Consider the following 26,233-nt stretch of genomic DNA (forward strand, 5'->3'; position numbering starts at 1 on the left):
GTCTTCTCCGCTTACATGTCCGCTTCGGCTCGCGCCGCTTCACGGGGGTAGCGGTCCTTGAGGGTGGCGACGATGCGCGAGACGTAGGTGCTCTTGGAGCCCTTGACCATGACGACGTCGCCGCCGCGCAGCGCGCCGACGAGTTCCGGCTCAAGCTCCGTGGGTGTCTGCGCATAGCGCCCGCGCATCTCCTGCGGAAGGGCCTGCCACAGGTTTTTCATCAGCGGACCGCACGCGAAGACGAGACTGACGCCGCTTTGCGCCACGAACTCGCCGAGGGCACGGTGCAGCGCCGGGCCGTCCGGCCCGAGCTCCAGCATGTCGGCGAGAACCGCGATGCGCCGGCCGCGCAGCCCCGCGTCCGCCTCGGCGAGTGTCTCGACGGCCGCCCGCATGGAGGCGGGGTTGGCATTGAAACTCTCGTCGACGAGCGTGATGGTGCCGCCCGGTCCCTTCATCAACGTACGCTCGCCGCGGCCAGCGATCGGCTGAAGCTCGCCGAGGCCGAGTCCGGCGAGGGCGATGTCGGCCCCAAGCGCCTTGACAGCCGCCATGACGGCAAGGCTGTTGAGCGCGACGTGCCGGCCCGGGCTGCCGAGCCGGTAGGTGATGGCCTCGCCGAAGACCCGGGCCTCGACGATCGTCATGTCGGGCTTGAGAAGGATGCGCTCGGCCCGGACATCCGCCCCCTCGTGCTCGCCGAAGGAGACGACGCGGCCGGCGGGAGACGCCGCCGCATGCAGCTTCAGCCGCTCGAAATGGGGATTGTCGCGGTTGATGATGGCCGTGCCGCCAGGCTCGATGCCGGAGAAGATCTCGCCCTTGGCATCGGCAATGGCTTCGACTGAGGGAAAGAATTCGAGATGCACGGGCCCGACGGTGGTGATGATGGCGACGTGCGGGCGCACCAGCGCCACGAGCGCGGCGATCTCGCCGGGCGCGTTCATGCCGATCTCGAAGATGCCGTAGGCGCTGTCGCGCGGCATGCGCATCAGCGTCAGCGGCACGCCCCAGTGGTTGTTGTAGGAGGCGACGGCCGCATGCGTCCTGCCCTGCTTGCCGAGGGCGAGGCGCAACGCCTCCTTGGTGCCGGTCTTGCCGACGGATCCCGTGACAGCGACGACCTGCGCCTTCGTGCGCGCGCGCGCCGCTCGCGCAGCCGCGCCCATGGCGGCAAGCACGTCGGGCACCACCAGCAGCGGCCCGAGATGCGACAGGGCATCGAAATGCGCCTCGTCGACGAGCGCCGCTGCCGCGCCCTTGGCGAGCGCATCGGCGACAAATTCGTGCCCGTCGCGGCTGCCGGCGAGCGCGCAGAAAAGATCGCCCGGCGCGAGCGTGCGCGTGTCGATCGACACGCCGGAGATGGTATCGGCCAGGCCGCCGTGCGCCCGGGCTCCGAGCGCGCCGAGGATTTCGAGGCCTGTCCAGAGGGCGTTGTTCATCGTTCAAGGTCCGCAACGGCCGCGAGCACGGCCTCGTGATCGGAAAACGGTATGGTCGTTGACCCGACGATCTGGCCCGTTTCATGGCCTTTTCCGGCGACGACGAGAACATCCCCAGGCCCGAGCTCCGCAACCGCGGTGCGGATCGCCGCGGCGCGGTCGCCGATCTCGCGCGCATTGGGGGCCGCAGCGAGGATGGCGGCACGGATCGCCGCGGGGTTCTCGGAGCGTGGATTGTCGTCGGTGACGATGACGACGTCCGCCTTCTCGCTGGCGATAGCACCCATCATCGGCCGCTTGCCCGGGTCGCGGTCGCCGCCCGCACCGACGACGACGAAGAGCCGCCCGGTGGCATACGGCCGCAGCGCATCGAGCACATGGGCGAGCGCATCGGGCTTGTGCGCATAGTCGACGACGACGAGCGCGCCGTTGACCTCTGCCACCCGCTCAAGGCGCCCCTTGACGCCGGCAATGCCGGCAAGCCCGTGGATGATGTCCTCCATCGCGCAGCCGGCCGCGAGGGCGAGCCCGGCCGCGACGACGGCATTTGCCGCCTGGAAGTCGCCGGCGAGCGGCAGCAGCACCTCGTGGAAATGGCCTTCATGCGCCAGCTTGAGCCGCTGCGAGAAGCCCTCGCGCGCAACATCGGCGATAGCGATGTCGCGGCCGGCCCGGCCGACGCTGATGAGGTCGAGCCCCCGCGCCTCGGCAATCGTCTCGATCCGCGCGGCCTCCGGCGCGTCGGCATTGACCACGGCGATCGCCCCTTCGGGCAGGAGGCGCTCGAACAGCCGGAGCTTGGCCGTGAGATAGGCCTCGACGGTCGGGTGATAGTCGAGGTGGTCACGGCCGAGATTGGTGAAGGCGGCGGCCGCGAGGCGCACACCATCGAGCCGCCGCTGGTCGAGCCCGTGCGAGGACGCCTCCATGGCAAGGTGCGTCACCCCCTCGCCGGCGAGACGATCGAGCGTCCGGTGCAGGGCGATCGGATCCGGCGTGGTCAGGGAGCCGTAGTGGGCACCCGACGGCGCGACCACGCCGATGGTGCCGAGGCTCGCGGCCTCGTGGCCGCAGGCCGCGAAGAGCTGGCGCGTGAATTCGGCGACGGAGCTTTTGCCGCTCGTGCCCGTGACGGCGACGATCGTGGCTGGTTGGCGGGGAAAGACCCGTGCTGCGGCCAGCGCCAGCGCCCGGCGGGCGTCGATGACCGAGCCGAAAATCACCTCCCGCGGAAAGTCCTCTGGCCGACCTCCCTCCGCCACCACGGCGGCGGCGCCGCGCGCCAGCGCATCCGTTATATAGCGCCGGCCGTCCTCGCGCGCGCCCGCGAGCGCGACGAAGACGTCGCCCGGCTGCACCTTGCGGGAATCGAAGGCAAGGCCTCGCACGCGCACGGTTGCATGGAGCGTGCCGGCGAAGGCATCGGGCAGAATTTCGCCGAGTGCAAAGCCGTCCGTGCGGGCAGCGTCCGTCATTGGATACCCCAGGCACCAGCCTGCGCCATGGCCGGGAATGGCCGGTACGGCTTCTCGAACCGCGGCGGCAGGCCGAGCAGCGGCGCGACGCGCTCGATCACCTTGCCGGTCGTCACGCCTGCATTCCAGGCGGCGGTGGAATAGCCGTAGGTCTCCGGCAGGCCCTGCGGCTCGTCGTACAGCACCACGAAAAGATACTTCGGGTCGTCCGCCGGCGCGATGGCCATGAAGGTGGTGAAGTTCTTGTTGCGGTCGTAGCGGCCGTTGATGACCTTTTCGGCGGTGCCGGTCTTGCCGCCTACGTAGTAGCCGCGCACCGCCGCCTTGCGGGCGGAGCCGCGCTCGGCGTTGAGCCGCATGATATAGCGCATGGCCTCGCTGGTCTTGGGGCTCACCACCTGACGGGCGCCCGCGAGCGCCTCCTCTTCGTTACGCTTGAGGAAGGTCGGCGTGATGAAATAGCCGCCGTTGACCAGCGCCGCCGTGCCCGCCGCTGCCTGGATCGGCGCCACAGCAAGGCCGTGGCCGTAGGAAATGGTGATGGTGTTGAGCTCACCCCAGCGCGGGGGAAGGATCGGCTCCGCGCTCTCCGGCAGTTCCGTACGCAGGCGTTCGAGTTGGCCGAACTTCCTGAGCGTCGCCTTGTGGCCCTCGACGCCGACAGTCAGGGCCATCTTGGCCGTGCCGATGTTGGACGAGTGGATGAAGATCTCCGGCACGCTGAGGATTCGGTTCTGGCCGTGATAGTCGCGGATTGTGAAGCGGCCGTAGCGCATGACGCCGCGGGCGTCGAAGGTGGAGTTGATGTTGACCTTGCCGGAATCGAGCGCCATCGCCGTGGTGATGGCCTTAAAGGTCGAGCCCATCTCGTAGACGCCGACATTGATGCGGTTGATCCGGTCGGGATCGAGCGCCTCGACGGGATTGTTCGGGTCGAAATCCGGCAGGGAGGCGAGTGCGACGACCTCGCCCGTCTTGACATCGAGGATGAGCCCGGCAGTGGCCTTGGCCTTGAACTTCTCCATGCCCTTGACGAGTTCGTCTCGCAGCGCGTGCGTCGCCCGCAGGTCGATCGAGAGCTTGATGGGCTCGAGGTCGGTCGCCTGGGTCGCAAAGCCCGCTCCGGCCAGCGCCCGCAGGCCGAGGCCATCGATGTATTTCTCGATGCCGGCGATGCCCTCGTTGTCGACATTGGCGAAGCCGAGTACGTGCGCGGCGATCGGCCCGTTCGGATAGACGCGCTTGTTCTCGGTGAGGAAGCCGACACCGGGAATGCCGAGGCGGTGCACTTCGGCCTGCTGGCGCGGCGTGATCTCGCGCTTGACCCAGACGAAGCCGCGCCGTGTGCCGAGCTTCTCGCGCAGTTCCCGGGCGTTGAGGTCCGGCAGCACCGCCGTCAGCAGCTCTGTCGCCTCGTCCTTGTCAATGATGTTGCGCGGCTCGGCATAGACCGACACGGTTTTCACGTCGGTGGCGAGCAGGATGCCGTTGCGGTCGACGATGTCAGGCCGAACGATGGAAATTTCGGCCGAGGCGCGACGCAGGTCGCCCGGTGCATCCGGCGCCACCGCCAGCATGACGAGCCGGCCGGCGATCACGGCAAACAAGCCGGCGAAGGCGAGCGTCACGACGCCGACCCTCGCCTGCGACTTCTCCGCCCTGAGGCTGAAGACACCCGCGATAAAGCGGCGCAGGCGCGCCGCCCGTGTCTCGGTGGAGGAGCTCACGAGAGGCTTCTGATGCGGAGCGGTCGGATCCGTGTCGTGCATGGCATCCATCACCGGCTGGAGGTCGAAGGCGTGCGCGCGTCGGCATCGCCGGCGCCGGGGGTCGCGGTCGGCGCCGAGAGGCCGAGATCTTCGAGCTTGCGCCCGATGGCATCGACCTGCGCCTTGCGCTCCGGCACATCCTGCAGGCGCACGATTTGCTGCACCTGGAGCGGCTGCAGATCGAGATGACTGGCGGCGAGCGCCTGCACGCGGTCCGGCCGGCTAAGCAATTGCCATTCCGCGCGCATCACGGCAATCGCATCCTTTTCGCGCTGCACCTGAGCCTTGAGCTTGGCCACCTGCTCCGACAGGTAGATGGTGTCGTACTTGATCGAATAGGCGTAGCCCGCCGAGGCGACGAGCGCACCGATGGCGGCGATGTGCAGAAACCGGACAATCATCGCCCGCCCCTCCGTTTCGGTGCCGGCAGGCGCGCGAGCAGCGCAAGCGCCTCGTCCTCGCCCTGCGCCGGTGCTCCCGTCCGTTCCCCCGCGCGCAGCTTGGCCGAGCGGGCGCGCGGGTTCGCGGCCACCTCGGACGCCCCGGGCGCGACGGCACCGCGCGCCACGAGCGTGAAGGACGGCTCCGGCCCGACGAGCCCCGGCATGTGCCGCGAGCCGCCGCCGGCGCGGCCGCTGCGCCGCGCCAGGAACTGCTTGACGATGCGGTCTTCCAGCGAATGGAAGGTGACGACGACGAGCCGGCCGCCCGGTTTCAGGATGCGCTCGGCCGCGACGAGCGCGCGCACAAGTTCACCGAGTTCGTCGTTGACGGCGATCCTGAGCGCCTGGAAGGTCCGCGTCGCCGGGTGCGGGCCATGGGGATCGGCTCTGACGACGCCGGCGACGAGTTCGGCGAGCCGGCGCGTCGTCTCGATGGGCGCGCCTGTGCGCGCCGCGACGATGGCCCGCGCCACGGCGCGGGAGCGCCGCTCCTCGCCGTAATGATAGATGATGTCGGCGAGCACCTGCTCGTCGGCCGTGTTGACGATGTCCGCCGCGCTCTCGCCGCTCTGCTCCATGCGCATGTCGAGAGGGCCGTCGAAGCGGAAGGAGAAACCCCGCCCGGCCTCGTCGAGTTGCATGGAGGAGACGCCGATGTCGAGGACAACGCCGTCGGCCGGCGCAAAGCCGGCGTTCTCGGCCAGCTTGTCGAGCTCGCCGAAACGGCCATGGGCGAGCACGAGCCGCCCGCCGCTGGCCGCCACGAGATCGGCCCCGCCGGCAATGGCGTCGGGATCACGGTCGATGCCGAGAACGCGAACGTCGGGTGCCGCCGCCAGAAGGGCGCGTGTATAGCCCCCCGCCCCGAAGGTGCCGTCGACATAGGCGCCGCCGCCGCGCGGCGAAAGATGCGCCAGCACCTCCCCCAGGAGCACGGGAACATGACGGGCCGGTCCGCCAGCGGCGTCGGCCGAGCCGTCGCCGCGGCCCGTCATCACTCCCGTGCTCCGGGAGGCATGCCGCCCGGCCTCGATGCGAGAGGCGTGGCCAACCCCCTCGCCGCGCCGAGCGACTTCTTGAGATCCCGGACCTTGGCGCGCGCCTCTTCGAGATGCGCACGGAAGCGCTCCGGCTCCCAAAGCTGAAACTTGTGCCCATGGCCCACGAAGGTGACCATATCGGCCAGACCCGCATGCTCCCGGAGCGTGTCGGTGAGGATCACGCGCCCCTCCGGATCGACCTTGAGCACCTCGCTGGTGCCCAAGAGTGCGGTCGAGAGATGGTCGCGCTCCTCCGAATAGGGCGAAAGCGTCGACAGAAGCCCGTCGATCTCCGCCAGCAATGCGTTGCCACCCGCATCGAGCGCCGGCGCATCGAGCGCCGGATGAACGTAGAGACCCTCGAAACCGTCCCGTGCCAGCACGGCCCGGAACGACGCGGGGATCGACACACGCCCCTTCGCGTCCACCCGGTTCGTGAAATTGGACACGAAGCGGTCCATGGCCCCCTGCCCTTGCGGCACCGTTCGCTTCCACCGGAGCTGCAGCCGCCCCGCCGCACTCCAACCCGCCGCCACCGCTGAATCCGATCGGCCGCGAGCCCCGCACCGCCCTGGCGCCGGCCCCGCGAAGCTCGAAACAGACGTCCAGCGACGGGATGATTTGGGATAGCATGGGAAATTATGGTCGTCAACGGAATCGGATGCCTCGGCGGTAAGCGTCGAAGCAGCCACGATGACAGCGCGACATGGTTAACGAAGGGTTTCGGGTGCCCGGATGCCACCGCCTCAGCCCGCGAATTTTCGCAAACGGGGCAACGGCTTCCGCAAGATGAGGCACGCGACGGCAAAGCCGGCAGCCACGCCAGCGACAAGTACAGATACGGCAAAGGGTCAGCAGCCGTTGCCCGGCGCCCATGCGCGCGGCGCGCCGTCGGACAGCCACGCGGCAACAGCCGGGATGTACTGCCCGCCGCCATCCGATGCCGTTGATCGATTGAGAGGAAAGAAGTGCCAGTCGGCCTGTAAGCCGGGTTCTGTATGGCCCGGGTCGCCCCGGACGTGACGGCCATTCATCTGGGACGGTCGTTGCCGACCGCCTCGAGCAACCAACCCGGACGACCGGCCTGGAAACCGGCCCGGACGCTTGCGCGCCCCGTCGTCCCTATTCGGTTTTGCTCCCGGTGGGGTTTGCCGTGCCGCCGACGTTACCGCCGACGCGGTGCGCTCTTACCGCACCCTTTCACCCTTGCCCTTCTCCACCGGGGCTTCGAAGGGCGGTTTGCTTTCTGTGGCACTGTCCCTGGGGTCGCCCCCGCCGGACGTTATCCGGCACCGTGTTTCCTCGGAGCCCGGACTTTCCTCCGCACACGGGTCACCCCGCCTGCGGCGGCCGTCCGGCCGACTGGCGCACCCGGCATATGGGATGGCGCCCGCCGGGGTCAAGCGTCACGCGCAAGACACCCGGCGGAATACATCGCGAGAGCGCAGGACAGGCGAGCGATCAGGATTCCTGCGAGCCGAGGCTCGCGACGATCGTGCGCACCTTGGAGCAATAGGCGCGGTTCGCGCCATTCATGCGCTTGGCGTAATGGCCGCTCTGATAACGCATCACCGTGGCGCAGGTGTCGCCGCCCGACATCTGGTAGGCCTGGGCGAGATACTTCACCGCATAGCGCAGGTTGGTGTCCGGATCATAGAGCCCGGCCGCCGACCCGCCGTAGCCGAGGCCGCGGGCAGTCTGGTGCTTGATCTGCATCAGGCCGTAGGCGCCGCCGTTGTAGGCACGCGGATTGTAGCGGCTCTCGACCCGCACGACCGCATCGACGAGAGCGAAAGGCAGACCATGCGCCTTGGCGTGCTTGGCGATGAGGTCACGGTACCGCTCGCGGCTCGCATGGACATAGCCCAGCGCGCGCCCGTTCTTGACTACCTTGCCGCGCTCGGCCTCAACCGGCGCCTTGTCCCGCGCAGCTTCGGCCCGGGCGACCGCGGCCTCGTGCGAGCGCGCACGCGCCTTGACAGTCTTCCGGGCAGCTTCGCGCGAAGGCTCCGACGCAGTCTGCTCGATCTTCGTGATGTCCGTGCGCGGCTGGAACAGAACCTCGTACTGGTCGGACTGATCGGCCAGAGCCGGCGCGGCGGCAACGATGAGGATGGAAGAAACGCCGAAAACGGCGGAACGCAAACTCTTCAAAACGCGTACTCCTTGACCCTTACACACACAAAAGGACATCCCGTCCGGGGCAGGCACCCCGGCCACGCTTCACTCGGCACTGTTTCGGGATACGTCCGTTACCGGCTCGTCCTGCTGTTTCTCCTCAAGATCGAGCCGCCAACAGGGGTCGCACCCTGGCGCAATAGCGCCGCGCGGCAGTCGTCATCGACCGGGCGCGATGGCCGGCCTGATAACGCAGGATCGTGCCGCAGGTGTCCCCGCCCGCGAGGCGATAGGCCTCGGCGAGATAGCGAATTCCGAAGGTCAGATTGGTCTCGGGGTCGAACAGTCCCTCGCGGGCACCGCCGTAGCCATAGGCCCGCGCCGTAGCGAAACTGATCTGCGTGAGCCCCAGGTTGCTGCCGTTGCGCGCCTCGGGATTGTAGTTGCTCTCAAGCCGGACGACGGCATCGGCAAGATCGGCCGGGACACCTCGCTCGACCGCGTGGCGGGCGATCAGCGCGCGAATGCGGTCGCGGCCAGCCGGCGCTGGCAGGGCCCGCGCGACCTTGCGCCCGCCGACGCCCGTCGGACGCGGAACCGGCACGACAGACCCGGCAACGGCCTCACCCGCCGTCCCCGCTGCGTCACCTCCCGTTTGGGCACAGGCCGAGGCCGACATCGCCAGCGCGACGCAACAGACCGCCAGTCGTCCCACCATGATGGCCCCCATCCCTGAGGCAACAGCCATTGAATAGATGGACGACTTCACCCAAGAATGAGGCACATATCGGGCAAGGTCAGGGAATTTGAATGTTAAAGTAAACCATATACACCATTCACGAGTCATGAATTGCTGAATACATGGATATGATATACTATTATTTGCTATAATAAGAAATTATCAACAGGAAATCATGCGCACACACGGCGAACAAAGAAACCGCCGCGTGGCGAGCAGAAATTGTCGTGGCAGCCTACCGCGCGTAAAATGGCATTCTTGGCTGCGCCGCCAGACGGCGAGCCCAGTGGAACAGGAGCAACATCATGAAGCGTCATCTCAGGCAGGGTGCCGTACTTGGGCTGATGGCGCTCGGCCTCGCAGCCTGCAACACACCGGAGGAACGGGCGGTCGGCGGCGCGCTGATCGGCGGCGCGGCTGGTGCGGCCATTGGCGGCGTGGCGACCGGCGACGTCGGCGGAGCGCTCGTCGGCGGCGCTATCGGTGCCGCCGGAGGTGCCGTGGTCGGCGCAGCCACCGCTCCGCGCTGCGACTACTATTACTATCGCGGTCGCCGCTATCGCGAGTGCTACTGAAGGTCTGCGCGCGGCCCTGCCCGGCCGCGCGCACTTTCCCGTCGCTTCAGCGCCTTGCCAAGGCCCTCACGCCTCGCTAGCTCTCTCGTGCCTTTGCTGATGAGACCGGCGTCGAGCCATTGGGGCGCGAAACGGACGTGCGGGCGCGGCATCGGAGCGGCAAGAGCAGGGAAGCGGTCTCGATCCATGTGGGGCAAACTCGGCTGGGGCAAGCTCGGCGGCGCCAGCATCGGCCTGGCTATCGGCGGCCCCCTCGGCGCGCTGCTCGGCGCTCTTGCAGGCCATCTCCTCATCGACGACGCCAATGCGCTGTTCCGGCCGCCGCCGCGGCAGGTGGTGTTCACGACCGGACTCGTGGCGCTCGCCGCCAAGATGGCGAAGGCGGACGGCGTCGTCACGGGCGCCGAGATCCGCGCCTTTCACGCCATCATCGAAGCGCCGGCCGAGGAATTTGCCCAGATCGCCCGCCTCTTCAACCTCGCCAAGGCGACCACGGCCGGCTTCGAGGCCTATGCCCGCCAGTTGGCCACGCTGCTTGCCGACGAGCCGGCGCTGCTCGAAGACGTGCTCGACGGCCTCTTCCTCATCGCCGCCGCCGACGGCGCCCTGCACGATGACGAACTTGCCTATCTCGCGACCGTCGCCCGCATCTTCGGCCTGAGCGAAGCGGACTTCGCGCGCATCGAGGCCCGCCACGTGCACCGCACGGACGATCCCTATGTCATCCTCGGCGCGGACCGCGGCATGAGCGACGCGGAGCTGCGCCGTCTCTACCGCCGGCGCATCGCCGAGAGCCATCCCGACCGGGAGATCGCCCGCGGCCTGCCGCCCGAGGCCGTGCGCATCGCCACCGACCGCACCGCCGCCCTCAACGCCGCCTGGGACGAGATCGTGCGCCAGCGCCGGATAAACGAGAAAGAGTCCGCGAAGGTCACGTCATGAGCGAGCAGCCCAAACCCGACAGCCCCGTCGCCGCCAAGGTCTTCCCCTCCCCGAACCACGGCGAGCGCTTGGGCGCGGACGGCACGCCGCGCCGTCCCGACATGCTGGTACTACACTACACCGGCATGCCCGATGCGGGCGACGCGCTGCAGCGCCTGTGCAACCCCGCGGCCGAGGTCTCGGCGCATTATTTCGTCTTCGAGAACGGCCGCGTGCTGCAGCTCGTCCCGGAGGGACGCCGGGCTTGGCACGCGGGCAGGGCCTCATGGGCCGGCGAGCGCGACATCAACTCGGCCTCGATCGGTATCGAGATCGCCAATCCTGGCCACCAAGGCGGCCTGCCGCCCTACCCTGCGGCGCAAATCGCCGCCGTCATCGCACTGAGCCGCGACATCGTCTCCCGCTGGGCGATCCCGGCGGATCGCGTGCTCGGCCATTCCGACGTGGCGCCCGAGCGCAAGCTGGACCCCGGTGAACTTTTCCCCTGGGAGGAGCTCAATCGCGCTGGCATCGGCCATTTCGTGCGCCCGGCCCCGGTGCGCGGCGGGCGCTTCCTCAGCCCCGGCGAGAGCGGCCAGCCGGTCGAGGCGCTGCAGGCGATGCTCGCCATGTACGGCTACGACATTGCGCTCACCGGCCGCTACGACGAGGCGACCACCGCCGTCGTCGCCGCCTTCCAGCGCCATTTCCGCCCCGAGCGCATCGACGGCATCGCCGATGCGTCGACCATCACGACCCTGCGCGATCTCATCGCCAGCCGGCCGGCGGCAACCGTGATCGTGTGAGTGGGCATGCGAAATAGCTGCCGGTAGCACAAGACCCACACGGCGTTGGTGCTTCCAGGCTGCCCCTTTCCGTCGTCATGGCCGGGCTCGTCCCGGCCATCCACGCCTTTGAGGTTGCGCGACATGTCAAGGCGTGGATGCCCGCGACAAGCGCGGGCATGACGACGAGGAGCGATGCTTCTGGTCTGCTGATTACTCCGCCGCCTGGCGCGCGTAGGTCGCCGGCTCGTAGTTGAGGATAGGCGCGAGCCAGCGTTCCACCTCGGCGATCTCCATGCCCTTGCGCAGGGCATAATCCTCCACCTGGTCGCGCTCCACCTTGGCGACGCCGAAGTAGAAGGCATCCGGATGGGCGATGTAGAGTCCGGAAACGGATGAGCCCGGCCACATGGCGAAGCTCTCGGTCAGCTTCACGCCGATGCGTCGCTCCGCCTCGAGCAGGCGGAAAAGCGTGCCCTTTTCTGTGTGATCCGGCTGGGCCGGATAGCCCGGCGCCGGGCGGATACCTGCATATTCCTCCCGGATGAGGGCCTCGTTGTCGAGCGCCTCGTCCGGGGCATACGCCCAGAACTCCTTGCGCACACGCTGGTGCATGCGCTCGGCGAACGCCTCCGCGATGCGGTCGGCAAGCGCCTTGACCATGATGGAGGCATAATCATCGTTGGCCCGCTCGAAGCGCCGGGCGATGCGCTCTTCCTCGATTCCCGCCGTCACCACGAAGCCGCCGACATAGTCGGGCTTCACCCCTTCGGGTGCGACGAAATCGGCGAGCGCCACATTGGGCCGTCCGTCACGCCGCGCGAGCTGCTGGCGCAGCGTGAAGAAGGTGGCGAGCTTCTCCTGCCGGCTCTCGCCTGTATAGAGCGCGATGTCGTCGCCGATGGCATTCGCCGGCCAGAAGCCGATGACCGCCTTCGGGTTGAACCAGCGCTCCTCGACGATGCGCTTCAGCATTGCCTGCGCATCTTCGTAGAGCTGCCGCGCCGCCGCGCCCTGCTCCTCGTCCTCGAGGATCGCAGGGAAGCGGCCCTTCAGTTCCCAGGTCTGGAAGAAGGGCGTCCAGTCGATGCAGCGGACGAGTTCCCCGACGTCGTAGGAGCGGAACACGCGCGTGCCGAGGAAGGTCGGCTTCGGCGGCGCATAGCCCGCCCAGTCGATCTTGACCGCATTGGCGCGGGCCTTCTCCAGCGGCACCCGCTGCTTGTCGGCCTCGCTGCGCGCGTGGGCATTGGCGACCTTGGCATATTCGCCGCGCACCGTCTCGATATAGGGGCCGCGCTGCTCGGCGGACAGAAGGGCCGAGACGACGCCGACGGCGCGGCTCGCGTCGTTGACGTGCACCGCCTGCCCACGGGCATAGTTGGGGTGGATCTTCACCGCCGTGTGCACGCGGCTGGTCGTCGCGCCGCCGATGAGGAGCGGGATGTCGAAGCCCTCGCGCTCCATCTCCGAGGCGACGAAGCACATCTCGTCGAGCGACGGCGTGATGAGGCCGGAGAGGCCGATGATGTCGACCTTCTCCTTGCGCGCGGTGTCGAGGATCTTCTGGGCCGGCACCATGACGCCGAGGTCGATGACCTCGTAGTTGTTGCACTGCAGGACGACGCCGACGATGTTCTTGCCGATGTCGTGCACGTCGCCCTTCACCGTCGCCATCAGCACCTTGCCGGCGGCCGGCCGGTCGGTGATGCCCTCGGCCTCCTTCTCCTGTTCCATGTAGGGCATGAGATAGGCGACCGCCTGCTTCATGACGCGGGCGGACTTCACCACCTGCGGCAGGAACATCTTGCCCGCGCCGAAGAGGTCGCCGACGACGTTCATGCCGGCCATCAACGGGCCTTCGATGACGTGCAGCGGCCGCGCGGCGGCAAGGCGCGCCTCTTCGACATCCTCCTCGATATAGTCCGTGATACCGTTGACGAGCGCGTGCTCCAGCCGCTTGTCGACCGGCCAGGTACGCCAGGTGAGGTCCTGCTCCTTGGCCTGCTTGCCCTTGCCCTTGAAATTCTCGGCGAGCGCCAGCAGCCGTTCGGTCGCATCCTTGCGGCGGTTGAGGACAACGTCCTCGCAGGCCTCGCGCAACTCCGGCTCGATCTCGTCATAGACGGCGAGCTGGCCGGCGTTGACGATGCCCATGTCCATCCCCGCCCCGATGGCGTGGTAGAGGAAGACGGCGTGCATCGCCTCGCGTACGGGCTCGTTGCCGCGAAAGGAGAAGGAGAGGTTCGAGACGCCGCCCGAGACATGCGCGTGCGGCAGGCTCTCACGGATGCGGCGCGTGGCGTTGATGAAATCGACGCCGTAATTGTCGTGCTCCTCAATGCCCGTCGCTACGGCGAAGATGTTGGGATCAAAGATGATATCCTCAGGCGGGAAGCCAACCGTCTCGGTCAGCAGCCGGTAGGCCCGTGTGCAGATCTCGACCTTGCGGTCTTCCGTGTCGGCCTGGCCCGTCTCGTCGAAGGCCATGACGACCACGGCTGCGCCGAAGGCCCGGCAGGTGCGCGCCTCGGCGAGAAACTTCTCCTCGCCCTCCTTGAGCGAGATGGAATTGACGATGGCCTTGCCCTGCACGGATTTGAGGCCGGCCTCGATCACCTCGAACTTCGAGGAATCGATCATCACCGGCACCCGGGCGATGTCGGGCTCGGCGGCGATGAGGTTCAGGAACTCGACCATGGCCTTCCGGCTGTCGAGCAGGCCCTCGTCCATATTGACGTCGATGACCTGGGCGCCATTCGCCACCTGGTCGCGCGCGACGTCCAGCGCCGCGGCGTAGTCGCCGGCCGTGATCAGCTTGCGGAACCGAGCCGAGCCGGTGACGTTCGTGCGCTCGCCGACATTGACGAAGGGAATGTCGGGCGTGAGCACGAAGGGCTCGAGCCCGGCAAGACGCATGCGCGGCGCGATTTCCGGGATGGCGCGCGGGGCCTTGCCTGCGACCGCCTCGGCGATCGCCCGGATATGTGCCGGCGTCGAGCCGCAGCAGCCGCCGACGAGGTTGACGAGACCGGCCTCGGCAAATTCCGCGATCATCCCCGCCATCGCCTCCGGGCTCTCGTCGTAGAGGCCGAATTCGTTGGGCAGGCCGGCGTTCGGATAGGCACAGACGAAGGTGTCCGCGACCTTGCCGATTTCCTGGATGTGGGCGCGCATCTCGCGCGCGCCGAGCGCGCAGTTGAGACCGACCGAGAAGGGCTCGGCATGGCGCACCGAATACCAGAAGGCCTCCGGCGTCTGGCCGGAGAGCGTGCGACCGGACAGGTCCGTGATCGTGCCCGAGACCATGACAGGCAGATCGACACCTTTCTCGGCGAAGACGCGTTTGGCTGCGACGATGGCCGCCTTGGCGTTGAGCGTGTCGAAGATGGTCTCGATGAGGATGATGTCCGAGCCGCCGTCGACGAGGCCCCGCATCTGTTCGGCATAGGCGTCGCACACCTCGTCGAAGGTGACGGCCCGGAAGCCGGGGTTGTTGACGTCGGGCGAAATGGAGAGCGTGCGGTTGGTCGGCCCGACAGCGCCGGCGACGAAGCGGCGCCGTCCGTCCTCCGCCTCGGCGATGCGAGCGGCCGAGCGGGCAAGGCGCGCGCCTTCGACGTTGAGTTCGTAGACGATCGCCTCCAGCGCGTAGTCCGCCTGGGCGATCGAGGTGCCCGAAAAGGTGTTCGTCTCGACGATATCGGCCCCGGCCCGAAAATAGGCGAGGTGCACGTCGCGTACCGCGTCCGGCTGGGTGAGGATGAGGAGGTCGTTGTTGCCCCGCAACTCCCGGTTGTGGCCGCGGAAACGGTCGCCGCGAAAATCCTCCTCCGAGAACCTGTAGGCCTGCAGCTCGGTGCCCATGGCGCCGTCGAGCACGAGGATGCGCTGGCGTGCGGCTTCGGTGAGGGCCCTGCGCACCTCGGCGCCGTCGGCGGGGCGAACGTCTGTCATGTCACAACGACCTTTGAATGGGTTACGCCACCGCCGCGGCTGCCACGGGCTCGGCCACCGCCGTCCCGGCCCTGAGGCCGAGCAGATGGCAGATGGCATAAACGAGGTCGGCGCGGTTCATCGTGTAGAAGTGCAGGTCCGTCACGCCGCGGTCGACGAGGTCGATGACCTGCTCGGCCGCGACCGCCGCCGCGATGAGGCGCCGCGTCTCCACGTCCTGGTCGAGGCCGTCGAAGCGACCCGCGAGCCAGGCCGGGATGCTCGCCCCCGCGCGTGCGGCGAAATTGGCCGCCTGCTTGAAGTTCTGGACCGGCAGGATGCCGGGCACGATGGGGATGTCGATGCCGCGCGCCCGCACCTTCTCGAGGTAACGGAAATAGACGTCGTTATCGAAGAAGAACTGGGTGATGGCCCGCGTCGCGCCCGCATCCACCTTGCGCTTGAGAAGCTCGATATCGGCGTCGATGGAGACGCTCTCCGGGTGCTTTTCCGGATAGGCCGAGACCGACACCTCGAAATCGGCGACGGCGCGGATGCCCGCAACGAGCTCGGGCGAGCCGTCATAACCTCCGGGATGGGGTGTGTAGACGGCGCCGATGCCCTCGGCCGGGTCGCCGCGCAGGGCCACGATGTGGCGCACGCCCGCCGCCCAATAGGCGCGTACGACGTCGTCAACCTCCGCGCGCGTCGCCGAGACGCAGGTGAGATGCGCGGCCGGCGCGAGCGGCGTCTCCTCGACGATACGCTTCACCGTGGCATGCGTGCGCTCGCGTGTCGAGCCGCCTGCTCCGTAGGTGACGGAGACGAAATGGGGCCCGAGCGGCGCCAGTCGTTCGATGGAGGCCCACAGCGTCGCCTCCATCTCCGCCGTCTTCGGCGGGAAGAACTCGAAGGAGACGCGCACCGGGCACGCGCCGCGACGGCTGGGGCGGAAGGGAGCGTGCGACATCAGGCCACCTCTTTCTCGGGTGCTTGCAAGGGCCAGTCAGTGACGACGCGCCTGTCGCGCGCCAGCCACAGGCAGACGGTGAGCTTGTCGGTGTCGCTGCGCGGCGGCTTCAATTCGCGCGTTGCCACGAGATCGAGCCCCGCTTCCGCGAACCACTGGGCGATCTGCTCATGGGCAAAGCCGAGGCGGCGGTGGGCGTGCTCAGCGCGCAGAAACTCGAGCTCGTGTGGCGCGAAATCGACCACGAGCAGGCGCCCGCCCGGCGCCAGTACCGCGGCCGCCTCGCGGATGGCCCGCGCCGGATCGTCGAGGTAGTGCAACACCTGGTGCACGAGCACGAGGTCGAAGGCGTTGCGCTCCACCGGCAGGGCGTAGATGTCGCCCTGGCGCAGCTCGATGCCGGAGAGCCCGGCCCGCTCGATATTGGCCCGGGCCACCGACAGCATGGCATGGTTGGCATCGACAGCGACCGCCCGGCGGGCGAGCGGCGCGACGAGCTGCAGCATGCGCCCGGTGCCGGTGCCGAGATCAAGGAAGGCGTTGAGCGGCTTCTCCCCGATGGCCTCGCGCACCGCTTCCTCCACCGCCTCTTCCGAGACGTGCAGCGAGCGGATGCGGTCCCAGTCCGCGGCAAGACGCGCGAAGAAGGCCTGCGCGCTCTCAGCACGCGCCTTGCGCACGGCGGCGAGCCGCGCCCGATCGGCAGCGAGTTGCTGGTCGTCGTGGTCGAGGCTCTCCAGAACCGCCCGGATCGCCGCCGCGGCCCCGTTCCGGTGATCGAGGCGAAAGAACGCCCAGGCGCCCTCGCGATGGCGCTCGACGAGCCCCGCCTCGGTGAGCAGCTTCAGATGCCGCGAGATGCGCGGCTGCGACTGGCCGAGGATGTCGGTGAGATCGGACACGTTGAGCTCGCCGTCCGCCAGCAGCGCCAGGATGCGCAGCCGCGTCTCCTCCGCCGCGGCCTTGAGCCCGGCGAGCAATGTCGTGAATGGCAGTGACAGCGGCTGGCGCATCGCTCTCGTCCGGCAGATATAAACATATGTTTATATGAACCTGAGAGAGATGCAAGAATGAACGTCTTCGGTGCAGACAAAACGCATACGGGCAGCAAGCATGAGGGCGGCCGCGATCCTCCCCCGCGCTGAGGGTGGCGGCGCCGCGAAGCGGTGACGGCGGGGGCCGTACGGCTGAGATTGCGAACACCGTTCCCGGCCCTCACCCCCACCCGTCTCGGTCCTGCGGACCGATCCACCCTCCCACGGACCTCGGGCTTGCCCGAGGTCCGCACTTATGCGCAAGTCGGGAACACCCGACTTGCGGAGGGGAGGGATCAATAGCGCTCTTTCACGTGCGATAGCCCCTCCCTCCCAGGATACGGTCATCAGCCCGGTTGCGCTTCAACGCCATCCCGGCCTCATCACACCGGCACCGGCGCCTTCATCCTCGCCGCCATCGCCCGCTCGTCCTGGGTTCGGCCGCCGTAGCCATAGGCGAAGCCGCAGGCCTCCATCACGTGAATGTAGCTCTCCTCGTGCAGCGGCCCGAGCAGGCGGCCCATGGCAGCGAAGGTCGCGGCAATGAATTCGGTCATCTCCGCGCGCGTGTTCGTGCCCTCCGTGATGCGGATGGACAGCCAGAAGCTCGCAAGCCCGCTCTCGGCGAGCGCATGGCCGCCGCAGAACCAGTCCTCCGCCGCGATTTCCTCCACTACCACCGCCGTGACGGTGGGAGACTTGCCCAGAACGTCGGCCGCAAGCGCGCTCGCCGTCCCTGCAATCTCGCGCCGCGCGACGTGGCGCCCCGGCGCAGCGGCAAACTTCACCTCGATGATCGGCATGGCCTTGTCTCCTGAAATTTCGGATGCAGCAGGCTACCGCGGCGGCATTGATTGAAGAATCGCATCATTAGCGATATCAATGATTTCGATCTGAAATGAATTGCGAGATCACCATGGCGTCTCTCGACATCGATGCCGTCGAAGCCTTCGTGCTCACGGCCGATCTGCGCAGCTTCACCCGCGCTGCCGAAGTGCTGGGCACCACGCAATCGGTCGTGAGCCTGAAGCTGCGCCGGCTGGAGGAACGTCTCGGCCGCCGCCTGCTGGAACGCACGCCCCGACTCGTCCGCCTCTCACCCGACGGCGCGGCCTTCCTGCAGCCGGCGCGCGACCTGCTCGCCGCCCACGAACGCGCCCTCGCCTGCGAGGCACCGCAGGAGCGGCGCCTCGTGCTCGGCATCAGCGACCATGTCGCCGGGCCGGACCTACCCCGCCTCCTCGCCCGCCTCGGCGCGAGCGACCCGGCTCTGCGCATCGAGATCCGCTCAGGCTTCTCGCGGCCGCTGCTTGAGGCCTTCGATAAGGGAGAGCTCGATGCCGCGATCGTGCGGCGCGAGGCGGACCGGCGCGATGGCGAGGCGCTTTTCACCGACGATTTCGGCTGGTTCGCCGCCGGAAGCCTTGCGAGCAACGCGCCGGTGGAGCCCCTGCCGCTCGCCTCGCTGGCGCCGCCCTGCGGCGTGCGGGGGCATGCGCTGCGCCTGCTGGACGCGGGCGGGATCGCCTGGACCGAGGCCTTCGTCGGCAGCGGCATCGCCGCCGTCACCGCGGCCGTCGAGGCCGGCCTCGCCGTCGCGCCGCTCGCCCGCCGCATCGCGCCGCCGGGCGCCGTCGATATCGGGCCGAACTGGGGCCTGCCGGCCTTTCCCTCCTCGCCTGTCATCCTGCACAGCCGGTCTAGCGATTCCCGCACGCGCACGGCCCTGCGCACCCTCGCCGCGGCCTTTCGCGCGCGCCGTTGACGGGATCAGAGCATCACCACCGGCGTCGCATGGTCGGCGATGGCGACGCGGCAATGGCCGCCGCAATGGGCGGCGACGAGGGCGCCGAAATCCGCGACCGCCGCCTCGAGGTCACCGACGCCGTTCGCCTGGATGGTGGCGACGGCGCGCGTGGTGGTTGGACCGATGCCGGTGCGCGCATCCTGCCGCCAGTTCCAGCGCCGGCACAGCACGTGGCGGGCATCGGCATAGACCACCTCGCCTGGCTTCGGCGGATCTTCCGGATTCTCATCGGGGGCGGCTGCCGATCCTCCGCCGGCCATGTCGCGAAAGCTGTCGCCCTCCCGAGCGTAGCGGAAGGCGAGCGGCGGGGCGAGCTTGTCGCGGTCGTCCGCCCCGCAACAGAAGACGTGGGTCAGCGATACCGCGTTGTAGAGGTCGACGAAGCTGTTGACGGCGGGCAGTCGTTCGCCGGCGACGACGCGCTTGACGAGCCGCTCGACCGACGAGCGGTAGCTCGTCTTCTTGATGCCGAAGCCCTTGTAGGCCTCGCGCCAGGCGGCAATGCCCGGCACCTGCGACAGTTCTAGATGACCCCAGCGCTCCCGGCACGCTGCCTCGCGCTCGGCGATGAGCGTATCGAGCGCCTGCGGGCGCGCAGCGGTGATCGCAAGATCGTCGACCGCCACCACCGCCACGCGGAATCTCGGAAAATCCGCTGTGATGTCGGCGATCGACAGTTGCACGGTAGGCCTCGCTGCTCGTCGGGGGCCGCGAGCTTGCACCAATGGCCACAGCCGAAGCCATGCCGGTGGCGCATCGCGGGTCTGCGTGGAATCAGCGGAAGGGGGGCTCGTCGAAGCTGCGCAGCTTGCGTGAATGCAGCTGCGCCCGCTGGCTGCGCAGGAGGTCAAGCGCCTTAAGGCCGATCTCGAGATGCTCCCCTACCGCCCGCTCGTAGAAGGCGTTGGCGGCGCCGGGCAGCTTGATCTCGCCGTGCAGCGGCTTGTCGGAGACGCAGAGCAGGGTGCCGTAGGGGACGCGCAGGCGATAGCCCTGGGCGGCGATGGTGCCGCTCTCCATGTCCACCGCGATGGCGCGCGAGAGATTGATGACGCGCCGCTCCTGCGACCAGCGCAGTTCCCAGTTGCGGTCGTCGTTGGTGAGGACGGTGCCGGTGCGCAGGCGCCGCTTCAGCGCCTCGCCCTTGTCGCCGGTCACGATGGCCGCCGCCTCCTGCAGGGCGACCTGCACCTCGGCGAGCGCCGGGATCGGCACATGCGTCGGCACCGCTTCGTCGAGGATGCGGTCCTGCCTGAGATAGGCGTGGGCGAGCACGTAGTCGCCGATCATCTGCGACTGGCGCAGGCCGCCGCAATGGCCAATCATCAGCCAGCAGTGCGGGCGCAGCACGGCCAGATGATCGGTGATGTTCTTGGCATTGGCCGGTCCGACGCCGATGTTGACGAGGGTCACACCATGGCCGTCGCGCGCCACGAGATGATAGGCCGGCATCTGGAAGCGGTGCCAGGCGACACCGGTGACGCGCGCGATGGCCTCGTCCTCCGCGAGCCCGCGCGGGATGACGACATTGCCCGGCAGCACCAGCCGTTCGTAGCGGTCGTCGTCGTTGAGCCGCGCCAGCGCCCAGCGGACGAACTGGTCGACGTAGCGATGGTAGTTGGTGAGCAGCACCCAGGGCTGGATGAGGCGCCAGTCGGTCCCCGTGTAGTGCACGAGCCGCCTGAGCGAGAAATCGACGCGCACGGCATCGAAGAGGGCGAGCGGGCGCGCCCTGCCCTCCTCGACATCCCACAGCCCGTCGGCGATCTCGTCGCCGACCGCTGCCAGCATGGGCGTCGGGAAGAAGCGCGCGAGTTCGGCCGCGCTCACGCCGTGTCCTGCGAGTTCGTCCCCCCGGTCGACGATATAGGGATAGGGAATGTCGAGCCCGCTGACACCCACCTCCACCCGAGCGTCGAAATCCTGCATGAGAAGGCCGAGTTGCTCGACGAGATAGGGCCGGAAGGCCTCGGGCTGGGTCACCGTCGTCGAATAGACCCCCGGGCCCTGGAACTTGGCATAGGCGCGGGCCGAGACCGGCATGACGCCGTCCGGGCGATAGGTCACGCGCACTTCCGGGTAGCGGAAGGTAGCGCGCTCGGCCGGTGTCGGCGGCTTGTGCTCCTTCAGATAGCGTTCGAGCGCGCCGCGCAGGGACTGGCAGGCCGCCCCGTGCAGTGCTGCGAGCCGATCGACCGCTTCGCTAGCGCTCGCAACCTGCTCGAACCCGCCTGCCTTCATCACGTTCACGCGCCGTCTCCCTTGGCCCCGGTCCGCACCAGTACCGTGGCGCCTCCTCATCAAGGTGGCGCTTGCGCACCCGCTCGTCCAGCCGGGCGACCGGATTTGCCCGAACCGGGCATCTTTTGCCGAGCTCGCTGCCGTGCTATTTGAGAGCATATCTGTAGCGGCGCGTCGCGCCGAGGGGGGCGTATCATCTTGCACAATGTGTTGCGACTGACGTCGGCAGCAGTGCGTCGTGCGCCTGCCCGTCTGGGGTGTATCCTTCTGGCCGCAGCCGGGTTTCTCCTGTCGCCGGCCGCGCCGCGGGCGCAGGACGATGTCCGGATCCCGGCCCATGCAACGGCAGCGGATGCAGGCACGGCCTGCGCTGCCCATCAGCCGATGCTGAAGATCAACGACACGCTGGAGCGCACGGCCGAGCGCATCGCGACCAGAGCGCCACTCACCATCCTCGCCATCGGCTCCTCGACCACGGCCGGGGTCGGCGCCTCGGCTCCGGGCGCCGGCTACCCGCTGCAACTCGAACGGCTCGTCGAAGCCGCCCTGCCAGGCATCGAGGTGCGCATGCACGTCTCCGGCGTGGGCGGCGAGACAGCGGCGCAGACGCTCGTTCGCCTCGAGCAGCAGCTCGCCATCGTGCAGCCTGACCTCGTGCTCTGGCAGGTTGGAACCAATGACGCCCTGGCCGACGTGCCCGAAGATGCCTTCCGTCAGCTTGTCGAGCATGGCGTCGCAAGCGTTCTCGCCACCGGTGCCGACCTCGTCCTGATCGACCAGCAGTTCTATCCCACCATCTCGCGACCCGCGCGCTACGAACGCTTCGTGTCCATCGTCGACGACGTGGGCACCCGCATGAAGGCCTGCGTCTTCTCCCGTTACGGCCTCATGAAGACCTGGGCTCTGCAAGCGCCCGGCGGCCTTCGTCCGATGCTGGCGGCAGACGGCTTCCATATGAGCGACCGCGGCTACGCCTGCCTTGCCAGCAGCCTCGCCCGTGAGATCATGGACGCGGCCCGCAGGCCGCACGTCGCGGCGGATGTCCGCATCCGGCCGGCCCTTGCCCCCCAGATCCTCCTGACCGCCGGTGGTGCGAGCGGTCTCTGAAGCATCCCGGAGCACCTTCGGAAACAAGTCGGCGCTCGAATTGTTAGCCGGTTATGATATATTCGATTCGTTCGGTTTCCGTTTCGCTTCCGCAGCAAACTTGCGGCAGGCGCGAGCATAGCAGCCGTAGCCGACATGACAGTCCGCACAAAGGGGCGTATGACTGTCATGGCGCCGCTATAAGCGCTGCTTGCTCCCGCCGCTTCGATCGAGCAGCGCCCCTTCGCGAAGGGGCGGAGTTTTCGTTTTGCGGAGTGGCACAAGCCGGGCAGGCCCGGTAAGACCAGCGAGGTTCACGACAAGAAGCGATGTATCAGGAGCCCATGGGCAAGTCCCGCCGCAAGCAGTTCGGAGCCATCCCGGTGCGTTTCACGCCGGAGGGCCAGCTCGAGATCATGCTGATCACTTCGCGCCAGACGCGCCGCTGGATCGTACCAAAGGGCTGGCCGATGAAGGGGCTCGACGGCCACGACACGGCGGCGCGCGAGGCGTTCGAGGAAGCGGGTGTGGCCGGCTCCATCGCAGCCCAACCGATCGGCTCCTATGTCTATGCCAAGCGCTTGAAGCGCAACGCCACTGTCGATTGCGAGGTCGAACTCTTCCCGCTGACGGTCGAGAAGGAGCGCCGCCGCTGGCCCGAGATGGATGAGCGCGAGCGGCGCTGGTTCTCACCCGACGAGGCGGCCCGGCTCGTCGACGAGGAAGATCTCGCCATCATCATCGAGAGATTGCCCGATACCCTGGCTTCCGGCCGGTCCGGCTGACGCTGACCTCGCTCAGCCGTAGCGGCTCATGGCGAGGTCCGCCGTCTCGATATCGGCCTTGCGGCCACTGATGATGTCGGCGATGACGCGGCCGGAGCCGCATGCCATCGTCCAGCCGAGCGTGCCGTGGCCGGTGTTGAGGTAGAGATTGGACAGACGCGTTGGCCCGATCACCGGCGTGCCGTCCGGCGTCATCGGCCTCAGTCCGCACCAGAAGCTCGCCTTCGTCAGATCGCCGCCGTCCGGAAAAAGGTCGCCGACGGAGTGATCGAGCGTTGCGCGCCGGGCCGGCCGCAACGTCATGTCGTAGCCGCAGACCTCCGCTGTGCCGCCGACACGGATGCGATCGCCGAGCCGGGTGATCGCCACCTTGTAGGTCTCGTCCATCACCGTCGACACCGGCGCGGCTGCCTCGTCGATGATGGGCGCGGTGATGGAATAGCCCTTCACCGGATAGACCGGTATGGACAGGCCGAGCGGCCGCAGCAGCAGCGGCGAAAAGCTGCCCAGCGCCAGGACATAGGCATCGGCGGTGAGAAAACCCGCATCGGTCGATGCGCCGGCGAGCCGCCCGCCCTCCACCGACAGGGCCTTGATGTTGACGCCCTGGCGGAAGACCACGCCCATATCCGCGCACAGGGCCGCCAGCTTCTGCGTGAACAGGTGGCAATCGCCCGTCTCGTCGTCGGGCAGACGGAAGCCGCCGACGAACTTCTCGCGCACCCGCGCAAGGGCCGGCTCGGCCCGGATGCAGCCTTCGACGTCCAACACCTCATGCGGGACGCCTGACTCGGCAAGGATGGCCGCATCCTTGGCCGTCGCCTCCAACTGCGCCGCCTCGCGGAAGAGCTGCAAGGTACCGCGGCTGCGCTCGTCATAGGAGATGCCCGTCTCGGCGCGCAGAGCCCGCAATAGGTCGCGGCTGTATTCGGCGAGTCGCACCATGCGGGCTTTATTGACGGCATAGCGTGCGCTCGTGCAGTTGGCGAGCATCTGCGCCATCCAGATCCACATCGCGGGATCGAGCCGCGGCCGCACAACGAGTGGTCCGTGCTTCATCAAGAGCCACTTCACCGCCTTGACCGGCACGCCGGGCCCGGCCCACGGCGCGGAATAGCCGGGCGAGACCTCGCCGGCATTGGCATAGCTCGTCTCGAGCGCAGGCGCCGGCTGCCGGTCGACGACCGTGACCTCATGCCCAGCCTTGGCGAGGTAATACGCGCTGGCGACGCCGATCACGCCGCTGCCGAGAACGAGCACCTTCACGACATTCCTCCGCTCACGAGCCCAGCGCCGCCGCGTCATCTGCCGGGCGTTGCCTCAGGCGCAGGATACACGCAATGATCACCTCATTTCCTTGCATGATGTCGAATTATATGCGAATAATGGCCTGATTATTGCAAATTATATTGAGGTTTTCGGAGAAAATTGCATGCGCGAACTTGATGCGACAGACCTGCGCATCGTGCGTCTCCTGCGCCAGGACGGCCGGATGAGCAACGCCAAGCTCGCCGCAGAGGTGGGCCTCTCGCAGTCAGCCTGCCTGCGGCGGCTGCATCACCTCGAGGAATCCGGCATCATCCGCGGCTACACGGCGATCGTCGACGAGGGGCCACGCAGCGACGCGACCGTGGTCATCGTGCAGATATCGCTGGAGCGCCAGACCGAGGAATTCCTGCGCCGTTTCGAGGCCGCAGTGCGCCGCTGCCCCGAGGTGCAGGAATGCTACCTGATGACGGGCCTCGCCGACTATCATCTGCGCGTCTCGGCAAAGGACGCCGCCGATTACGAGCGCATTCACACGGACGTTCTGTCCCGCCTTCCCGGTGTCGCGCGCATCCAGTCGGCCTTCGCCATCCGCAGCGTCGTCCGCGCCGCCCGCCTTTAAGAGACGACCGCCTACAGCACGCGGGCGAGCTTCCAGGCCAGTTCGACCTGGCTGGAGGTGCCGGTCTTCTTGAACAGGTTGTGCAGATGCACCCGCGCCGTATTGGCCGTGATGCCCATCATCGCGGCGATCTCGTTCAGCCGCAGGCCCGAGCAGAAGAGCTCGGCAAAGCGCGATTCCTTGTCCGATAGGGAGAACAGGCAGGCGAGTTCCTCGTGGTTGGCGCGCAGCCGGCTCTTCAGGTCGATGATGAAGACATAGGCCGTGCCCATGCCGGTGCCCTCGCCACGCCCGCATGGCGCGATCTTGAGTGCGAAGCGGCACTCTCCGTCGGCATTGGGAACGGCGATGACGCGCGAAGGAGGCGTGGCGCCCGCAAGTGCGGCCTTCGCCATCTCGCCGACAGCGGCGGTGAGCGTGCGATCCACCACTGAGCGCAGGGCCCTGAGGCGGCCGCCGCGACCTTCGATGCCGCAACCGGCGACGATCGCCGCCCGCGCCCGCTGGTTGGCGAACAGGATGAATCCCTCCTCGTCGACCACCACATAACCCCAGGGCACGCACCGGTCCACGACCGAGGCGCTCATGAACGCTCCTGGCGGGCGTGGCGGTGTCACCTCCTGCCGGAGGGTATCCGCGATTCCCTGAAGAAGCGTCCCGAAGGCGCGACGCTCCTGCTCGAGGACGATGAAATCTTGCTGCGCCGGCAACAGGACCGAGGCCAGCGCGAACGCGGTCGGATCGGGAGCGATGCGCATGGTTCCCGTCAGCAGGCGTCCGTCGAGGAAACGCTCGAGGACGACCAGCGGCCCGTCTGAAGGCGCGGCCAGGAGGGAGGATTCACGAACGCCAACATCGCTCGTCACCGGCTGCAGGAGGGTCTGGCAATGGCTTGCGATGGCGCTCGCCTCGCGTCCTGCCACATGCAGCGGTGCTGCTGTCCGGCTCACCGCGTTGAGCTGCGCGGCGATGCTGCTCCGCGCGCCGGCGAGGCGGCAAAAGACGCCAACCATGCTGGTGATGATCTCGCGCCCGCGCTTCATGCCGCTCGCGGCGGATGGCTGTGGCAGTGCAGCGATACCTTCCGGCGCCCGCGCCGATCTTCGCTGCACTGTTTCCCGCCCTCCTCTGGAAGTTTGGCTTGAATGCATCGACGCCCTCGTTCTTGGTGTTTAC

The 26,233-nt window shown here is 68.0% G+C and carries 23 protein-coding genes and 1 other RNA gene; 7 read left to right on the top strand and 17 right to left on the bottom strand.

Translation table 11 applies throughout. The features are described 5' to 3' along the window. Positions 1-11 precede the first annotated feature (11 nt). From BOQ54_RS12770 to BOQ54_RS12810, 9 genes are all read right to left on the bottom strand, one after another. Positions 12-1,445: a UDP-N-acetylmuramoylalanyl-D-glutamyl-2,6-diaminopimelate--D-alanyl-D-alanine ligase gene (locus BOQ54_RS12770; protein WP_071924024.1), complete on the bottom strand. Its 1,434-nt coding sequence runs from the start codon at positions 1,443-1,445 to the stop codon at positions 12-14. Beyond that, entirely contained in the window at positions 1,442-2,920 is a 1,479-nt protein-coding gene (locus tag BOQ54_RS12775) for a UDP-N-acetylmuramoyl-L-alanyl-D-glutamate--2,6-diaminopimelate ligase (RefSeq protein WP_071924025.1), read from the bottom strand. Before BOQ54_RS12775 ends, BOQ54_RS12770 begins: the two co-directional genes overlap by 4 nt. Then, positions 2,917-4,698, bottom strand: coding sequence for a peptidoglycan D,D-transpeptidase FtsI family protein (locus tag BOQ54_RS12780; RefSeq protein ID WP_055457469.1), 1,782 nt, complete (start codon positions 4,696-4,698; stop codon positions 2,917-2,919). Before BOQ54_RS12780 ends, BOQ54_RS12775 begins: the two co-directional genes overlap by 4 nt. Further along, positions 4,698-5,090, bottom strand: a complete 393-nt coding sequence (ftsL, locus tag BOQ54_RS12785; protein WP_019403413.1) for a cell division protein FtsL — start codon at positions 5,088-5,090, stop codon at positions 4,698-4,700. Before ftsL ends, BOQ54_RS12780 begins: the two co-directional genes overlap by 1 nt. Beyond that, the gene (gene rsmH / locus BOQ54_RS12790; RefSeq protein ID WP_055457470.1) at positions 5,087-6,127 is read right to left on the bottom strand and encodes a 16S rRNA (cytosine(1402)-N(4))-methyltransferase RsmH; all 1,041 of its coding nucleotides are present in this window, start codon (positions 6,125-6,127) and stop codon (positions 5,087-5,089) included. The genes ftsL and rsmH overlap by 4 nt, the downstream gene beginning before the upstream one ends. Next, positions 6,127-6,633 (bottom strand): division/cell wall cluster transcriptional repressor MraZ, encoded by a 507-nt coding sequence (gene mraZ, locus BOQ54_RS12795; protein ID WP_055457471.1) that lies wholly within the window; start codon positions 6,631-6,633, stop codon positions 6,127-6,129. Before mraZ ends, rsmH begins: the two co-directional genes overlap by 1 nt. A gap of 506 nt (positions 6,634-7,139) precedes the next feature. Beyond that, positions 7,140-7,538, bottom strand: an RNA gene (rnpB, locus tag BOQ54_RS12800) — RNase P RNA component class A. A gap of 95 nt (positions 7,539-7,633) precedes the next feature. Beyond that, positions 7,634-8,326 carry a lytic transglycosylase domain-containing protein gene (locus tag BOQ54_RS12805; RefSeq protein WP_071924026.1) on the bottom strand — a complete coding sequence of 231 codons (693 nt, stop codon included), beginning with the start codon at positions 8,324-8,326 and terminating at the stop codon, positions 7,634-7,636. 124 nt (positions 8,327-8,450) lie between these two features. Beyond that, the gene (locus tag BOQ54_RS12810; RefSeq protein ID WP_055457473.1) at positions 8,451-8,894 is read right to left on the bottom strand and encodes a transglycosylase SLT domain-containing protein; all 444 of its coding nucleotides are present in this window, start codon (positions 8,892-8,894) and stop codon (positions 8,451-8,453) included. Between the two features lie 440 nt (positions 8,895-9,334). Between BOQ54_RS12810 and BOQ54_RS12815 the strand changes: the two genes are divergently transcribed. The 3 genes from BOQ54_RS12815 to BOQ54_RS12825 all read left to right on the top strand — a co-directional run bounded on the left by BOQ54_RS12815 (position 9,335) and on the right by BOQ54_RS12825 (position 11,331). Then, positions 9,335-9,604 carry a hypothetical protein gene (locus tag BOQ54_RS12815; protein WP_055457474.1) on the top strand — a complete coding sequence of 90 codons (270 nt, stop codon included), beginning with the start codon at positions 9,335-9,337 and terminating at the stop codon, positions 9,602-9,604. A 186-nt stretch (positions 9,605-9,790) separates the two neighbouring features. Then, on the top strand, positions 9,791-10,546 hold the full coding sequence (locus BOQ54_RS12820; protein WP_055457475.1) for a J domain-containing protein: 756 nt from the start codon (positions 9,791-9,793) through the stop codon (positions 10,544-10,546). Continuing rightward, positions 10,543-11,331, top strand: a complete 789-nt coding sequence (locus tag BOQ54_RS12825; RefSeq protein WP_071924028.1) for an N-acetylmuramoyl-L-alanine amidase — start codon at positions 10,543-10,545, stop codon at positions 11,329-11,331. Before BOQ54_RS12820 ends, BOQ54_RS12825 begins: the two co-directional genes overlap by 4 nt. Positions 11,332-11,523: 192 nt before the next feature. On the opposite strand, the gene metH is transcribed toward BOQ54_RS12825, so the two are convergent. The 4 genes from metH to BOQ54_RS12845 form a co-directional block, all read right to left on the bottom strand. Continuing rightward, positions 11,524-15,267, bottom strand: a complete 3,744-nt coding sequence (gene metH / locus BOQ54_RS12830; RefSeq protein ID WP_071924029.1) for a methionine synthase — start codon at positions 15,265-15,267, stop codon at positions 11,524-11,526. 22 nt (positions 15,268-15,289) lie between these two features. Then, entirely contained in the window at positions 15,290-16,216 is a 927-nt protein-coding gene (metF, locus tag BOQ54_RS12835) for a methylenetetrahydrofolate reductase [NAD(P)H] (protein WP_055457478.1), read from the bottom strand. Next, positions 16,216-17,229, bottom strand: a complete 1,014-nt coding sequence (locus tag BOQ54_RS12840; protein WP_055457479.1) for an ArsR/SmtB family transcription factor — start codon at positions 17,227-17,229, stop codon at positions 16,216-16,218. Before BOQ54_RS12840 ends, metF begins: the two co-directional genes overlap by 1 nt. 404 nt (positions 17,230-17,633) lie before the next feature. After that, positions 17,634-18,053 (bottom strand): tautomerase family protein, encoded by a 420-nt coding sequence (locus BOQ54_RS12845; RefSeq protein ID WP_055457480.1) that lies wholly within the window; start codon positions 18,051-18,053, stop codon positions 17,634-17,636. A gap of 113 nt (positions 18,054-18,166) precedes the next feature. On the opposite strand from BOQ54_RS12845, the gene BOQ54_RS12850 reads away from it, so the two are divergent. Beyond that, positions 18,167-19,015 (top strand): LysR family transcriptional regulator, encoded by an 849-nt coding sequence (locus BOQ54_RS12850; RefSeq protein WP_055457886.1) that lies wholly within the window; start codon positions 18,167-18,169, stop codon positions 19,013-19,015. A gap of 5 nt (positions 19,016-19,020) precedes the next feature. Here BOQ54_RS12850 and BOQ54_RS12855 read toward each other — a convergent pair whose 3' ends face one another. Continuing rightward, positions 19,021-19,740, bottom strand: coding sequence for a B3/B4 domain-containing protein (locus BOQ54_RS12855; RefSeq protein ID WP_071924030.1), 720 nt, complete (start codon positions 19,738-19,740; stop codon positions 19,021-19,023). 91 nt (positions 19,741-19,831) lie between these two features. Further along, positions 19,832-21,298 carry an AMP nucleosidase gene (locus BOQ54_RS12860; RefSeq protein ID WP_055457887.1) on the bottom strand — a complete coding sequence of 489 codons (1,467 nt, stop codon included), beginning with the start codon at positions 21,296-21,298 and terminating at the stop codon, positions 19,832-19,834. A 384-nt stretch (positions 21,299-21,682) separates the two neighbouring features. On the opposite strand from BOQ54_RS12860, the gene BOQ54_RS12865 reads away from it, so the two are divergent. Further along, on the top strand, positions 21,683-22,405 hold the full coding sequence (locus BOQ54_RS12865) for an SGNH/GDSL hydrolase family protein (protein WP_071924031.1): 723 nt from the start codon (positions 21,683-21,685) through the stop codon (positions 22,403-22,405). 308 nt (positions 22,406-22,713) lie between these two features. Then, positions 22,714-23,169 (top strand): NUDIX hydrolase, encoded by a 456-nt coding sequence (locus BOQ54_RS12870; RefSeq protein ID WP_063189296.1) that lies wholly within the window; start codon positions 22,714-22,716, stop codon positions 23,167-23,169. A gap of 12 nt (positions 23,170-23,181) precedes the next feature. Here the strand turns inward: BOQ54_RS12870 and BOQ54_RS12875 are convergent, their stop codons facing one another. Continuing rightward, positions 23,182-24,435, bottom strand: coding sequence for a D-amino acid dehydrogenase (locus BOQ54_RS12875; protein WP_055457484.1), 1,254 nt, complete (start codon positions 24,433-24,435; stop codon positions 23,182-23,184). A gap of 166 nt (positions 24,436-24,601) precedes the next feature. Between BOQ54_RS12875 and BOQ54_RS12880 the strand changes: the two genes are divergently transcribed. Further along, positions 24,602-25,057: an Lrp/AsnC family transcriptional regulator gene (locus BOQ54_RS12880; RefSeq protein WP_071924032.1), complete on the top strand. Its 456-nt coding sequence runs from the start codon at positions 24,602-24,604 to the stop codon at positions 25,055-25,057. A gap of 11 nt (positions 25,058-25,068) precedes the next feature. Here BOQ54_RS12880 and BOQ54_RS19785 read toward each other — a convergent pair whose 3' ends face one another. Further along, positions 25,069-26,169 carry a helix-turn-helix transcriptional regulator gene (locus BOQ54_RS19785; RefSeq protein WP_157672307.1) on the bottom strand — a complete coding sequence of 367 codons (1,101 nt, stop codon included), beginning with the start codon at positions 26,167-26,169 and terminating at the stop codon, positions 25,069-25,071. Positions 26,170-26,233 lie beyond the last annotated feature (64 nt).

Origin of the sequence: Chelatococcus daeguensis (genome assembly GCF_001887265.1) — a bacterium.
GTDB lineage: Bacteria > Pseudomonadota > Alphaproteobacteria > Rhizobiales > Beijerinckiaceae > Chelatococcus_A > Chelatococcus_A sambhunathii.

Excerpts from the sequence above, each read along its gene's own strand:
- BOQ54_RS12840 (WP_055457479.1), bottom strand. The coding sequence starts at position 17,229 with ATGCGCCAGCCGCTGTCACTGCCATTCACGACATTGCTCGCCGGGCTC.
- BOQ54_RS12850 (WP_055457886.1), top strand. The coding sequence starts at position 18,167 with ATGGCGTCTCTCGACATCGATGCCGTCGAAGCCTTCGTGCTCACGGCC.
- ftsL (WP_019403413.1), bottom strand. The coding sequence starts at position 5,090 with ATGATTGTCCGGTTTCTGCACATCGCCGCCATCGGTGCGCTCGTCGCC.
- mraZ (WP_055457471.1), bottom strand. The coding sequence starts at position 6,633 with ATGGACCGCTTCGTGTCCAATTTCACGAACCGGGTGGACGCGAAGGGG.
- BOQ54_RS12860 (WP_055457887.1), bottom strand. The coding sequence starts at position 21,298 with ATGAAGGCAGGCGGGTTCGAGCAGGTTGCGAGCGCTAGCGAAGCGGTC.
- rsmH (WP_055457470.1), bottom strand. The coding sequence starts at position 6,127 with ATGACGGGCCGCGGCGACGGCTCGGCCGACGCCGCTGGCGGACCGGCC.
- BOQ54_RS12780 (WP_055457469.1), bottom strand. The coding sequence starts at position 4,698 with ATGGATGCCATGCACGACACGGATCCGACCGCTCCGCATCAGAAGCCT.
- BOQ54_RS12845 (WP_055457480.1), bottom strand. The coding sequence starts at position 18,053 with ATGCCGATCATCGAGGTGAAGTTTGCCGCTGCGCCGGGGCGCCACGTC.
- BOQ54_RS12825 (WP_071924028.1), top strand. The coding sequence starts at position 10,543 with ATGAGCGAGCAGCCCAAACCCGACAGCCCCGTCGCCGCCAAGGTCTTC.
- metF (WP_055457478.1), bottom strand. The coding sequence starts at position 16,216 with ATGTCGCACGCTCCCTTCCGCCCCAGCCGTCGCGGCGCGTGCCCGGTG.
- BOQ54_RS12770 (WP_071924024.1), bottom strand. The coding sequence starts at position 1,445 with ATGAACAACGCCCTCTGGACAGGCCTCGAAATCCTCGGCGCGCTCGGA.
- BOQ54_RS12820 (WP_055457475.1), top strand. The coding sequence starts at position 9,791 with ATGTGGGGCAAACTCGGCTGGGGCAAGCTCGGCGGCGCCAGCATCGGC.
- BOQ54_RS12775 (WP_071924025.1), bottom strand. The coding sequence starts at position 2,920 with ATGACGGACGCTGCCCGCACGGACGGCTTTGCACTCGGCGAAATTCTG.
- BOQ54_RS12865 (WP_071924031.1), top strand. The coding sequence starts at position 21,683 with ATGCTGAAGATCAACGACACGCTGGAGCGCACGGCCGAGCGCATCGCG.
- metH (WP_071924029.1), bottom strand. The coding sequence starts at position 15,267 with ATGACAGACGTTCGCCCCGCCGACGGCGCCGAGGTGCGCAGGGCCCTC.
- BOQ54_RS12870 (WP_063189296.1), top strand. The coding sequence starts at position 22,714 with ATGTATCAGGAGCCCATGGGCAAGTCCCGCCGCAAGCAGTTCGGAGCC.
- BOQ54_RS12880 (WP_071924032.1), top strand. The coding sequence starts at position 24,602 with ATGCGCGAACTTGATGCGACAGACCTGCGCATCGTGCGTCTCCTGCGC.
- BOQ54_RS12815 (WP_055457474.1), top strand. The coding sequence starts at position 9,335 with ATGAAGCGTCATCTCAGGCAGGGTGCCGTACTTGGGCTGATGGCGCTC.